A 13317-nucleotide genomic window follows, 5' to 3' on the forward strand; every position below is an offset into this window, starting at 1 on the left:
ACATAGAGTCTCGCCTCAAAGCATAGAATGTGGTAAAATAAGGCTTGTTAGGAGGTTTTATATGAGAAAAACTGCCAACTTAAACTGGCCTTTTTTAATCTTCTTAGTTCTATTGGTAATGCAATTTTTGGCAATTGCTTTTTTACCAATTAATCTTATTACCATAATAATTGTTGTTTTAATTGACATAATGCTATTAGGTTTTTTGTTTGTTGAGCGTAATAATGTCATGATTACTAATCAACAAAAAATTACTCAAGCGAGTCAAGTTGCTGAGGATGCTCTTACCTATGTTTCAAAAGAAATGCCTGTGGGGATTATTGTTTGGAATGAAAAACAAATGTTTACTTGGACCAATCCCTATATCACAGATAAGATTTCAGAATTAAATCAAGCTGATCAACAAGATATGGTCAATGAATTAATTCAGCGAAATGAAAAAGAGAAATATAATTACCGACTGGATGATACCATATTTCGTTTCAACTTAGATTTAGATAAGCGAATTGTTTACTTGATTGATATTACCAAAGAAGTTGATTTGGAAAAACAAGAGAAGAATTTGCAATCAGTTGTCGGTATATTATCTGTGGATAATTATGATGATGTGACAGATAAACGAGATGACAAAGAAATATCTTACGTCAACTCGTTCATTACAACTATTATATCTGACTGGATGGATTCTTATCAAATTTATTACAAACGAATCAATGCTGAACGTTTTTTCTTTTTAGCACGTTACGAAGATTTAGAGAAAATGATTGAAGACAATTTTGATCTGTTAGAACATATTCGCATTTCGGCTGAAAAAGAAGATATGGTATTAACCGTTAGTATGGGTATTAGTTATGGTAAATCATCTTTAGAGGTCATTGGTGATACGGCACAAAATAATTTAGATATTGCTCTAGTACGAGGCGGTGATCAGGTTGTTGTACAAGACACGAGCGATGGGTCTAGACCGATATTTTATGGTGGTAACTCTGCAAGTGCAACAAAAAGAACTAGAGTCAGATCGCGGGCAATGTCGACGGCTTTAAAAAATGTGTTTAAACAAACTGGGAATGTTTTTGTGATGGGACATCGTTTTCCTGACATGGATGCGATTGGTTCGGCTTTTGGTGTCGCTTGCTTAGCACGTTTCCATGATAAGAAAGTCCAAGTTGTGATTAATGAAAAAGAAACAATTCCTGATGTGGAGCGTTGTCTGGCTGAGATTCACAAAAGTGGGGAATTAGAAGGCTTATTAATTTCTCCAGAAGCAGCAAAACGCCAACGTAAAACAGGAGATTTATTAGTTATGGTTGATTACCATAGGCCATCACTATCGATTTCTCAAGAATTATATGAACAGTTTGATAATATCGTGATTATTGATCATCATCGTCGCGGTGAAGAGTTTCCAGAGAACTCTTTGTTGACTTATATTGAGTCTTCAGCTTCCTCAGCATCAGAGTTGGTGACTGAATTAATTCAATTTGAAAGTAATGATCATCAACGGATGTCTAAACTGGAAGCAACTTTATTATTAGCGGGTATTACGGTGGATACGAAGAATTTTGCTGTTCGCACGACATCAAGAACTTTTGATGTAGCAAGTTATTTGAAAACTTGTGGGGCAGATGCTTCTTTAGTACAATATTTATTAAGTACTGACATTCAATCGTATCTTGAAATTAGTAAGCTGATTGGTGAGAGTGAATATGTCAGCAAAGATATCGTCATCGCAACTGGAAGTGACACGAAACAATATGACAGTGTTACAGCTGCTAAGACGGCGGATACTTTAATGGCTATGGTGGACATCAATGCTGCTTTTGTGATCGTCAAACGTGAAGATGGTGTCACAGCTATTTCAGCTCGAAGTGCAGGCAATATCAATGTACAATTGGTGATGGAAGCATTAGGCGGAGGAGGTCATTTTAGCAACGCAGCAGCTCAATTAGCTGATACCACCATTGAAGGCGCAAAAGAACAATTATTAGATGCGATTCACAAGCAATTGTCAGAAGGAGAGGAAGATTAGAATGAAAGTAATTTTTCTAGCAGATGTAAAAGGCAAAGGTAAAAAGGGCGAAGTTAAAGAAGTACCGACTGGCTACGCGCAAAATTACTTACTGAAAAATAATTTAGCTAAAGAAGCTAATAAAGGTGCAATTGCGGAATTAAGTGCTCAGAAGAAAGCACAAGATAAAAAAGATGCCGAGAACCTAGCAGCTGCTCAAAAGCAAGCTGACTTTTTAGCCCAAGAAGATACAGTTGTAGAATTAACGGCTAAAGCAGGGGAAGATGGCCGACTGTTCGGTTCGATTCCATCAAAACAAATTGCAGATGGCTTGAAAAAACAATATGATTTAAAATTGGACAAACGAAAAATTGAATTGGAAAATCCAATTCGTGCATTAGGCTATACGAATGTACCGGTAAAATTACACACTCAGGTGAGTGGTGTGATTAAAGTCCACGTCGTTCAAGAATAAAAAGAAAGACTTGAGATACCTATAATTTAGGTTTCTCAAGTCTTTTTTATTTGATTTCAGTGACTAATTTTGCAATTGCTTGTTGTTGATATTCAGCAGTTGCTTCTGCTTGAATTTGTTTTTGTTGATCAGCAGTTAAGCTAGGATTTGCCATCAAGGCGGTTTTTATCCTGTCTGTTACAAAAGCTTGTGCTTCTGTTTGCATGTTTGCTTGATTTTCTTCCACTTGTTTAGCTAGCTTTTTTGCTTGGGTAGTACTTAAAACGAGCCAGTTATCAGAAACATCAAATGTATTTATTTCTTTGATCTTTTCTTTATTTTTACTAGTTAAACCAAAGAGTGTTTTCATTGTATCATTTTGATAAACCCAACGTATTTTTTTCGTAACAATTTGATTGTTAGCAGCGTGTTCGTTCACTTTGTTGGTGACTTTATCCGTACCAGTTTGACTTAATTTTTTTTGTGATTCATTGGTTTTATACAAATAAATTTTTTCTGTACCATTACCTAAAGGCTGATATAAAAGCATGTTGACTGGTGAATTGGGACTACTAGATTTCAATGTTTTTGTGGTTGTCACAGTTTCTTTTTTCATACCGTAATGATATTGATCATTTGCGACAATTAAACCAAGACTTAAAATAAAAACTCCTGCAAAAATGACCGATAGAAATGTTTGCCAAGTTTTTTTAGCAAAAATATTAGTAAAGGCAAAGGCGACAACACTTAATACAGTAATCAATAAAATCATTTTGCTACGCCTCCTTTAACAAGAACTTCTTTTTTCTTTAAGAAGAAGGTGATAGCAAAACCAACTAATCCAAATGCTACGGCTGTATAAAAGGCTGCATGATAGCCAGACAAAGTAGCGTTAAGGGCTTGATGCTTGTATTGCAATGGTAAAGCTTTTAATAAACCATTAGAAGGTAAATTCCCTTTAGTAACATTTGTTAAAATACTAATTAAAATAGCTGTCCCGATGGAGCTGGCAATTTGGCGGAAAGTATTATTCACTGCTGTACCATGAGAAATTAAGTTCATTGGCAGAGCATTCATCCCAGAAGTTGTGACGGGCATCATGACCATTGAAATCCCAAACATCCGGATGGCGTATAAAATTACAATCATGGCAATTGGTGTTTCAGCTGTTAAAAAGGCAAAAGGTAAAGTTGCTGCCGTTAAAATAAACATGCCGCTAATGGCTAAGCGTTTGGCACCATATTTATCAAAAATAGCACCAGTAATTGGCATCATTGGTGCCATTACCAAAGCACCTGGTAATAACATTAAGCCAGAATGAAAGGCTGATTCACCGCGAATATTTTGAATATATAATGGAAGTACTAGTTCGGCTCCTACCATGGCCATATTAACTACCCCAGATAAGATAGCAGCGATTGTAAAGGTAGGGGATTTAAATACCCGTAGTTCTAAGAATGGGTGTTCAGAATGCAATTGACGCCATGCAAAAGCTATAATTACCACAACACCGACAAATAAAAAGCCTAATACTTTAGCACTGCCCCAACCATCATCTCCAACAGAAGAGAAGCCGTAAAGTAAGCTACCAAATCCAATCGTTGATAGTAAAGCAGATAAAACATCAATTGTAGGATGTGTTAATTGGATGACGCTCTTCATTAAGAAGAAAGCCAAGATTAAAACTAACACCACAATCGGAATAACCATTCCGAAAAGATCTCGCCATTGATAATTATCAATAATAAAACCAGATAAAGTTGGTCCCAAGGCAGGTGCAAGTCCGATAACGATCCCGCTCATTCCCATGGCGGAACCACGTTTTTCAGGTGGGAAAATCGACAACATAATGTTTTGTAATAAGGGCATTGAAATACCAACACCAGCTGCTTGTACTAAACGTCCAGTTAACAAAATAACAAAGCTAGGAGCGAAGAAACAAATGATTGTTCCTGCTAAAAAGATGCTCATGGCTCCTAAATAAAGTTTCTTTGATTCGAAACGATTAATTAAAAAAGCACTGATGGGGATCATAATCCCATTGACTAGTAAGAAACCAGTCGTCAACCATTGGACACTTGAGGCTGAAATGTTAAAAGCCTTCATTAAAGTTGGGAAGGCTGTTGTTAGTAAAGTTTGATTCAAAACCGTACAAAATGTTCCAATTAATAAGACCATTACTAATAAGGAACGATTGTAAGGTTTTCCATAAATATCGACCGTTTGAGATTTACTCACGATCTTCACATCCTCTCTTGTGAAAATTTTCTGAAATATTAATATCCGTTTGTTAATTTACTGCTACTTGTGATTTTTGTCAACTTACTTGACACGCTTGATAGAGAAAGTATAATTTATAAATGAAATGAGGTGCACTGAATGAAAAAATCGACGGTCAGACAATTATTGGAAAGCGATGATTTAGTAGTCGGTATCAGTGAATTAAGTAAAATGACAGAAGTCTCTCCTCGCCAATTGCGTTATTGGGAGGAAAAAGGTTATATCGAATCGATAGATACAGAAAATAAAGGCAATCGTCGTTATCGTTTGCCGGTTGTGGTAAAAGTTGAAATGATTAAAAGTTATTTAGATGAAGGTTTTACTTTGACTACTGCAGTTGAAAAAGCTCAAGAGCAGCAACGGGATATTCATCAGGCGAAAATTTTATTTCATTTAATTTATCGTGGCATCAACACTTTTAATGATCGCTATACAACTGTTCATTTGGCTGGTTTTGAAGGAGAAGAAGAGCTTTTATTGATTCGTGATCAGTTAACAGAAAAAGTATATTTTGAAGTTTTGCCGAAAAATTATTCCCTTTCTAATGATGATTTAAGCAATTTCATGAAAAATAATGAAGGTTAGATGAGGAATTTACTGGAACTTATTGACTAGTTTCTTTTCATCTGTTACTTTGATTGATAAAAATAAAATCAATCAAGGAGTGGTAACGAACAATGTCTAATTGGGAAACGAAATTTGCAAAAAAAGGATTAACCTTTGATGATGTGCTATTGATTCCAGCGGAAAGTCATGTATTGCCAAATGAAGTAGACATGAGTGTCAAATTAGCAAAGAACTTGCAATTAAATATACCGTTAATGAGTGCTAGTATGGATACTGTAACGGATAGTAAAATGGCAATTGCCATGGCGCGCCAAGGTGGTTTAGGCGTGATTCATAAAAACATGAGCATTGCAGACCAAGCAGACGAAGTTCGTAAAGTAAAACGTTCAGAGAGCGGCGTAATTATCGATCCGTTCTTCTTAACACCAGAACATAAAGTACAAGACGCTGAAAACTTAATGAGTCGTTATCGTATCAGCGGTGTGCCAATTGTTGAAACAATGGAAAATCGCAAATTAGTTGGAATCATTACCAATCGTGACATGCGTTTTGTGACAGATTACAATCAACAAATCTTCCAAGTAATGACTAAAGACAATCTAGTGACGGCACCGGTTGGGACGAAACTAGAAGATGCTGAAGTCTTATTACAACAACATAAAATTGAAAAATTACCGATTGTTGATGAAGATGGTCGTTTGAGTGGTTTAATTACAATTAAAGATATTGAAAAAGTAATTGAATTTCCTAATGCTGCCAAAGATGAACATGGTCGCTTGTTAGTAGCAGCTGCTGTTGGTGTGACGAGTGATACTTTTGAACGCTCTGAAGCATTGATTAAAGCAGGTGTTGATGCAATTGTCATCGATACTGCCCACGGTCATAGTGCTGGTGTTATTCGTAAGATTTCTGAAATCCGCAAAACTTTCCCAGAAGCGACTTTGATTGCTGGAAATATTGCGACAGCTGAAGGTGCAAAAGCTTTGTATGATGCTGGTGTAGACGTGGTAAAAGTTGGTATCGGTCCTGGTTCAATTTGTACAACTCGAGTAGTTGCGGGTGTTGGGGTTCCTCAATTAACGGCTATTTACGATGCCGCTTCAGTGGCGCGTCAATATGGTAAAGCAATTATTGCCGATGGCGGTATCAAATATTCTGGTGATATTGTAAAAGCTTTAGCTGCCGGCGGACATGCTGTAATGCTAGGTTCAATGTTAGCCGGAACGGATGAATCACCAGGTGAATTTGAAATTTATCAAGGCCGTCGCTTTAAAACATATCGTGGCATGGGTTCATTAGGTGCGATGGAAAAAGGCTCAAGTGATCGTTATTTCCAAAGTGGTGTAAATGAAGCTAATAAATTGGTTCCTGAAGGAATAGAGGGTCGTGTAGCATACAAAGGTGAAGTTTCAGACATTATTTTCCAAATGACTGGCGGATTAAAAGCTGGTATGGGTTATGTTGGAGCGGCGAATTTGAAAGATTTACGAGACAATGCCCAATTTGTTCAAATGAGTGGCAATGGCTTACGGGAATCACATCCTCACGATGTTCAAATCACAAAAGAAGCACCAAACTATTCAGTAGAACAATGATATTTTTAGAGTTAAGCTTGTGCTTAGCTCTTTTTTTATTGGAATTTTACGAAAAGGTGTATAATGGCGAAAATGTCAGGAGTGATTATCATGAAAGAAATAGTCTCTAACCAAGATACCGTTCGTTCAGGTTTTTTAGACCCTAAAGCACCACCAGCAGTTGAAATTGATTCTGGTGAAACGGTTAGTTACGTTAACACATGGACTCATTGGGGCAATGAAGCAACTTATGGGTTGGATTTTGCCTCAAGAGAGCCGTTACGTCATAAATATCCTAAAGGTCCTTATTCAATGAATGGCCCAGTAGTAGTGAAAGAAGTACAGCCAGGCGATATTTTAGAAATAAATTTGACTAAATTACGACCAATTAGTTGGGGGTGGAACTCATTTCCTTTAGGTGTCGGTGCTTTACCTGAAGATTTTAAAGAACCTTATTTGCATTATTTTAAGTTCAATGAAGCCCGGACGCATACTCATTTTGTTAAAGGGGTGAGTTTTGATTTACGACCTTTTTTAGGAGTGATTGGCGTAGAGCCAGCAGGTGAAGAGGAAACCAGTGCGATTCTAGCAGGAAATTACGGAGGAAATTTAGTGTTGCCGCAATTTGCTGTGGGAGCAACACTTTTCTTGCCGGTTTTTAAACCAGGTGGACGTTTGTGGATTGGAAATATTAATGCCCGAGAAGGCGAGGGTGTGGTGGATCAAACTGGAATTGAAACAGCAGCAGAACGCTTAGATCTGAAGGTAACAATTCGTAAAGGTAGCATCAAAGTACCAGTCGTTGAAACTGAAGATGCTTGGTATACTTTTGGTTTTTCTGATGAAAGTTTAGATGATGCTTTAGTTAATGGTTTAAGAAATGTAATTGATTGGCTGTCGATTACCACTGATTTAGATGAATCAGAAGTTTATTCTTTAGCTTCAATGGTGATGGATTTCAGAGTGACACAATATGCGAACCAAATTCAGACAGCTTATGCCACTAAACCGCCAAAAGAAATTCATGTTAAAATTCCAAAAAATGTTTTCGACCAAAAATTAACTCAACAAATCAACCAATCCTTGCGAGGTGAAAAAAATGAATAATCAAGATTACATGGAAATCCATCAATTAATTACTTTGGCTGATCAATATGCCAATCAGCGAAAAGTTAAAGAATATCTTGCTTTGTTTACAGAAGATGGTGAAATTACCGGAGTTTTAGGTAGTACTACAGGTCAAGAACAATTGGCTAATTTTATTGCTCGCACTTGGGAAAAAGAGTCCGATGATCTTCACCTTACGAACTCAATCATGATTACACAGCTAACAGATCAGACCGCGGAAGCGACTTCGATTTTGTTAATTGTCGAAAAAGAAAACAAAACGATTGCTGACGTTAGCCAAATTAACCATCGTTTAGTAAAAATTGATGGTAGTTGGAAATTTACTCAACGCAAGATTGGCTAATTTTCGCCATATTTTTATGATTTATTCCTGTTTTTTTCTGAATAGTTTGCTAAAATAAGCGACAGACGAAAAAAATGATAACAATAAGGTGTCGATTAAGTGAAGAGTAAAAAAATAATGAAGTGGCTTACCACCAGTGCAGTGATTATTACCAGTATCTTTTGGTATTTTATTCAACTGCAGCCAGATAGCAGTCAAGCCAGTGATACAAAAACACTCAAAGTTACCGTAAATGATACAAGCGACTTTATAAAAAAAACACCAACAACCGAGGAAAAACAGTTTTATCAAACAATGCAAACTACGCTAGAAAATCAAGCTCAGCAAATCGATGGTGAAATTGCCGTTACATATTTGGATTTGGCAACTGGTCAAGAAACTTCTATTAATGGTGAACAAACTTTTGTAGCTGCCAGCACAACAAAAGTTCCATTAGTAATGCTGATAAGCGATCAAATAGCTGCTGGAAATCTATCTTGGGAGCAAGAAATTCCCTATCAAGAGGCTTTCTTTGAATCAGGTACGGGTACGATTCAAAATGACATTCAGCCTGCTTATACAGTCGAGGAATTAACTGAACTTGTAATTACAGTATCTGATAATATTGCCAAAAATATGCTCTATGATTTAGTTGGCGGTTATGAGACAGGCGTAAAAGATTGGTATGTTACTTATTTAAAGCGTCTAAGCAATGGCGAAAATACAATCAGTTCTGCTGATATGGCGAAGCTTCTAGCGATTTTAAATGCGCATGCAGCTGATAATCAAGGTTATCAAAATTTGATTAAGGACATGCAACAAACTATTTTCAATGAACGTTTGGCAACTGAGAATACTGTCAATCAAGTAGCCCATAAAATCGGGACCAACGATACGTATGTTCATGATGTAGGCATTTTTTATGGTGAACATCCTTATATATTAACGGTGTATACCAATCAAGTAACCGATGCCGAGATGGTGATATCAACAATTTCAGATGCAGTATGGCAAACTCAAATGAATTATCCCAAACAAAAAGATTGATTGAATCAAGTATCGATTCAATCAATCTTTTTCCTGTTATTAAGCTTCTTTGGTAATTACGCGCACATTACCCATGTAAGGAACCAACGCTTCTGGAACAGTCACAGAACCATCCGCATTTTGGTAATTTTCTAAAATGGCAGTAACTGTCCGACCAACAGCTAAACCAGAACCGTTTAGAGTGTGGGCATATTGGACTTTACCATCTGCATCGCGGTAACGAATCATTGCGCGACGGGCTTGGAAATCTTCACAGTTAGAGCAAGAGCTGATTTCGCGATAAGTATTTTGAGCAGGTACCCAAACTTCTAAGTCATAAGTTTTCGCTGCACTGAAGCCCATATCACCAGTTGATAACGTAATTACGCGGTATGGTAATTCTAGTTTTTGTAAGATGTCTTCAGCATTTTCGACCATTTTTTCCAATTCATCATAAGAAGTATCTTTGTCGGCAAATTTTACCATTTCAACTTTGTGGAATTGATGTAAACGAATTAACCCACGCGTATCGCGACCAGCACTACCAGCTTCAGAACGGAAAGAAGGAGACATTGCCGTAAAGTAAATCGGTAAGTCACGGCCTTCTAAAATTTCGTTAGCATAATAATTAGTTAATGGCACTTCAGCAGTTGGAATCAAAGTCAAATCGCGGTCTTCTACTTGGAAAACATCTTCTTTAAATTTGGGAAATTGACCAGTCCCAAACATTGCTTGGCTGTTTACCAAATAAGGCGTAATCATTTCAGTATAACCGTGTTCATAAATATGTTGATCCAACATAAAGTTATAAACAGCGCGTTCTAAGCGAGCGCCTAAACCTTTGTAATAAACAAAACGGCTACCAGCAACTTTTGCTCCCCGTTCGAAATCTAAAATATCTAAAGCTTCTGCTACTTCATAATGGGGTTTTGGTTCAAATTCAAAAGTTGTTCGTTTTCCCCAACGACGATTTTCTACATTGGCATCTTCATCTTCACCAATTGGTACATCGGCATGAGGCAAGTTAGGTAAAGTTGTTGCAATTTCAGTTAATTGTGCATCGATAGTAGCTACTTCTTCGTCAAAGTCTTTAATCTTCACACCGACTTCTTGCATTTCAGCAATTTTCTCATCGGCATTTTGTTTTTCACGTTTTAAGTTGGCAATTTCATTGGAAACGTCATTACGATATTTTTTAAGCTCTTCGGTTTTGACTAAAAGCTCGCGGCGTTTTTCATCTAGATCAATAAATCTAGTTAAAACGTCAGCTTCTACACCTCGAGTCGCTAATTTTTCTTTGACCTCTTCTACATTGTTGCGAATCATTTTTACGTCTAACATTTTCCTTTTCCTCCTTTAAAATAAAAAAACACCGTCTCATCCCTATTGTCTAGGGACGAAACGATGTTGAATTTCGCGGTACCACCTTAGTTCAGCTGTACTCAGCTGCTCCTCGTAGCAGATATCGGTTGCTTGCCGGCTTCTCTTTCAAAAAGCACAGAATAATGAAACTGGATTTCCTAACCTTTAACTGTTGATTTTCACCCACCATCAACTCTCTAAAAAGAAAAGGGAAGTACTTGGTTTCCTGCTTGTTATGAATTGACTACAGTATAAGCAATCAAAAATTTATTGTCAACGCTTTTCTAAATTTTTTACATTACTGACTAAAGGCAAGTGAATAATAAATGAAGTCCAGTTTTCATCCGACTGAGCAAAAATATAACCACCATGAAGATTCACAATATTTTGAGCAATCGCTAAGCCTAAACCAGTTCCGCTAATTTCTTGCGAGCGAGAAGTATCCGCCCGATAAAAACGGTCAAAGAGCTGATCTAACGATTCACGCGGTATTGGTATACCGTTATTTTTAACTGTGATGACAGCTTCTGTATTTTCTCTCTCAATCGAAATAATAATTTGATCAGCTCCGCCACCGTATTTCAAAGCATTAGAAATGAGGTTATTAAAAACCCTCACTAACTTTTCTGTGTCCCCATCCATAAAGAGTTTTTTCTCTGTAGTTTCCACTTGAATCGTGACGTTTTTTTTACTAGCCTCTAACTCAAATTCAGTAGCTAGTTGCTCTAATAACTGCACCATGTCAAAGGAAATAAAATTCACAGGGACGCTTGGTTGACGGACTTTCGTATATTCAAATAAATCTTCTACTAAGGATTTCATCTGTTTAGCTTTGGAATAAGCAATGCCAGTATACTTACGTAATTCCTCTTCGCTTTGATATTGACCATCTTCAATTAAACCTAAATAGCCGATAATTGAAGTCAATGGAGTACGGATATCGTGACTGACGTTTGTTATTAATTCATCCTTAGAAGTTTCAATTGCTCGCTCATCTTCAATTGCAGCAACAGTACTATCAACTAAACCATTGATACTTGAAACTACTTTACTCAAATCCCCCCGCAATTCGAAAGGAATCCGGTAATTATAATTGCCATTAGCAATAAAATGTAATTCATTGATGATATGACGCAGCTGCATTTGACGATAACGACGAATCAAACGCCAAAAGACGACTAAGGCATCCACTACTAAGAAAAAAGGAATAATAAAATAGCGGCCGCTTAAAAAAATATCGCTGTTGTAGTTGTTGGCAAAAATATTTCTAGAACGGTAGACTGCATCTTGTAAATCTGGCGAATTATTTAATAATTGAGAAATCAGTACCATTAATGCAACATTTAATAGAAGTAAAATAATCACCGTCACGATCCCTTCAGCAATTAATTCACTGATTTCCTTTGAAGTTAAAGTGATTCGCCGCTTTTTTTCTACTCTATTTGGCATCAATCTTGTATCCTACACCCCAAACTGTTTGAATGACTTTTTCACCGTCGGTTGCGTCTTCAATTTTATCCCGCAAGTGACTTACGTGAACCATAACAGTTTTTGCTGAAACGATACTTTCTTGTTTCCATACCCGTTCAAATATTTCATCGGCTGAGAAAACCCGATTTGGATGACTAGCTAATAAATACAAAATTCCAAACTCTAAAGCTGTTAGTTGGATTTCTTTGCCATCCATTGTTTTAACTTCATGGGAATCCTTGTTAATAATCAATGATTGGATTTCTAATATATCCGGTTGTTCTTCGGCAACTGCCATTTTTGTTCGGCGTAACAAAGATTTTACCCGTGCCATTACTTCTAAAGGATTAAATGGTTTTGTTACATAATCATCAGCACCAGCAACCAATCCTTTAATTTTATCCATGTCGGTTGTTTTGGCAGTCAACATGATAATTGGGATTTGCGATTCTTTCCGCAATTCTTTGACAACTTGCATTCCATCCATCACTGGCATCATGATGTCCAAAATTAAAAGATCAATATCCGTAGTTGTCCGTAATTTACTTAATGCTTCCTTGCCATCATAAGCTTTCACAACTTCGTAACCTTCATTGTGTAAATAGATACTCAATAGTTCAACAATTTCTTTATCATCGTCTGCAACTAAAATTCTCATTTGTCTAATTCCTCCTATATAAGGGTATGATCCCATTTTACCAAAGAATCTTAAGGAAGTGAAAAAACATCACTATAGGTTAAGGAAAAATCAATAATAGAAATAGCGAAAGATATAATTTAGGGAACGCTGATTTCCATCAATTAAAGCAAAAAAAACGAACGAAAAAACACTGATTTATATTTATACATCGGGTTTAAAAAAAGTGAATAAAAATATTTTTTTTTCGTTGACCAACGCCTTGAAAACTGTTATATTATTTTATGTTCTCGTTGAGGACATGCCAATCAGAGCCATTAAATAGAAAATCTTCAAATTATTTTTTTGAAAATTAATTCAAAAAAGTTGTTGACTTTCACTTGGCAAGGTGATATGATATAAAAGTTGCTGATGCAACAGAAATAGACCTTTGAAAACTGAACGAATAAGACGAACCAAATGTGTAGGGCGTTCCTATTTATAGGAACA

Annotated in this window: 12 protein-coding genes; 7 read left to right on the plus strand and 5 right to left on the minus strand. The window is 36.5% G+C overall.

Going from position 1 to position 13317, the window contains the following annotated elements; all coding sequences use genetic code 11:
* The first annotated feature begins 61 nt into the window (after window positions 1-61).
* Together KUA55_RS16075 and rplI are read left to right on the plus strand one after the other, a co-directional pair.
* The gene (locus tag KUA55_RS16075) at window positions 62-2029 is read left to right on the plus strand and encodes a DHH family phosphoesterase (protein WP_218327412.1); all 1968 of its coding nucleotides are present in this window, start codon (window positions 62-64) and stop codon (window positions 2027-2029) included.
* A gap of 1 nt (window position 2030) precedes the next feature.
* Window positions 2031-2483: a 50S ribosomal protein L9 gene (gene rplI, locus KUA55_RS16080; protein WP_218327413.1), complete on the plus strand. Its 453-nt coding sequence runs from the start codon at window positions 2031-2033 to the stop codon at window positions 2481-2483.
* Between the two features lie 46 nt (window positions 2484-2529).
* On the opposite strand, the gene KUA55_RS16085 is transcribed toward rplI, so the two are convergent.
* Together KUA55_RS16085 and KUA55_RS16090 are read right to left on the minus strand one after the other, a co-directional pair.
* Window positions 2530-3234, minus strand: a complete 705-nt coding sequence (locus KUA55_RS16085) for a DUF4811 domain-containing protein (RefSeq protein WP_218327414.1) — start codon at window positions 3232-3234, stop codon at window positions 2530-2532.
* Window positions 3231-4700 (minus strand): MDR family MFS transporter, encoded by a 1470-nt coding sequence (locus KUA55_RS16090; RefSeq protein ID WP_218327415.1) that lies wholly within the window; start codon window positions 4698-4700, stop codon window positions 3231-3233. The genes KUA55_RS16085 and KUA55_RS16090 overlap by 4 nt, the downstream gene beginning before the upstream one ends.
* A 141-nt stretch (window positions 4701-4841) precedes the next feature.
* Between KUA55_RS16090 and KUA55_RS16095 the strand changes: the two genes are divergently transcribed.
* The 5 genes from KUA55_RS16095 (at window position 4842) to KUA55_RS16115 (ending at window position 9380) form a co-directional block, all read left to right on the plus strand.
* Window positions 4842-5327, plus strand: a complete 486-nt coding sequence (locus KUA55_RS16095) for a MerR family transcriptional regulator (protein ID WP_218327416.1) — start codon at window positions 4842-4844, stop codon at window positions 5325-5327.
* A 92-nt stretch (window positions 5328-5419) separates the two neighbouring features.
* Window positions 5420-6904: an IMP dehydrogenase gene (gene guaB, locus KUA55_RS16100; protein ID WP_218327417.1), complete on the plus strand. Its 1485-nt coding sequence runs from the start codon at window positions 5420-5422 to the stop codon at window positions 6902-6904.
* Between the two features lie 90 nt (window positions 6905-6994).
* Entirely contained in the window at window positions 6995-7990 is a 996-nt protein-coding gene (locus KUA55_RS16105; RefSeq protein WP_218327418.1) for an acetamidase/formamidase family protein, read from the plus strand.
* Window positions 7983-8354 carry a nuclear transport factor 2 family protein gene (locus KUA55_RS16110; RefSeq protein WP_218327419.1) on the plus strand — a complete coding sequence of 124 codons (372 nt, stop codon included), beginning with the start codon at window positions 7983-7985 and terminating at the stop codon, window positions 8352-8354. Before KUA55_RS16105 ends, KUA55_RS16110 begins: the two co-directional genes overlap by 8 nt.
* A gap of 117 nt (window positions 8355-8471) precedes the next feature.
* Window positions 8472-9380: a serine hydrolase gene (locus tag KUA55_RS16115; RefSeq protein WP_218327420.1), complete on the plus strand. Its 909-nt coding sequence runs from the start codon at window positions 8472-8474 to the stop codon at window positions 9378-9380.
* A gap of 39 nt (window positions 9381-9419) precedes the next feature.
* Here KUA55_RS16115 and serS read toward each other — a convergent pair whose 3' ends face one another.
* The 3 genes from serS to croR all read right to left on the minus strand — a co-directional run bounded on the left by serS (window position 9420) and on the right by croR (window position 12849).
* On the minus strand, window positions 9420-10700 hold the full coding sequence (serS, locus tag KUA55_RS16120) for a serine--tRNA ligase (protein ID WP_218327421.1): 1281 nt from the start codon (window positions 10698-10700) through the stop codon (window positions 9420-9422).
* Between the two features lie 294 nt (window positions 10701-10994).
* Window positions 10995-12170 (minus strand): sensor histidine kinase, encoded by a 1176-nt coding sequence (locus KUA55_RS16125; RefSeq protein ID WP_218327422.1) that lies wholly within the window; start codon window positions 12168-12170, stop codon window positions 10995-10997.
* Window positions 12160-12849 (minus strand): response regulator transcription factor CroR, encoded by a 690-nt coding sequence (gene croR / locus KUA55_RS16130; protein WP_218327423.1) that lies wholly within the window; start codon window positions 12847-12849, stop codon window positions 12160-12162. The genes KUA55_RS16125 and croR overlap by 11 nt, the downstream gene beginning before the upstream one ends.
* Between the last annotated feature and the right edge of the window lie 468 nt (window positions 12850-13317).

Origin of the sequence: Enterococcus alishanensis (assembly GCF_019218635.1) — a bacterium.
Lineage (GTDB): Bacteria > Bacillota > Bacilli > Lactobacillales > Enterococcaceae > Enterococcus_A > Enterococcus_A alishanensis.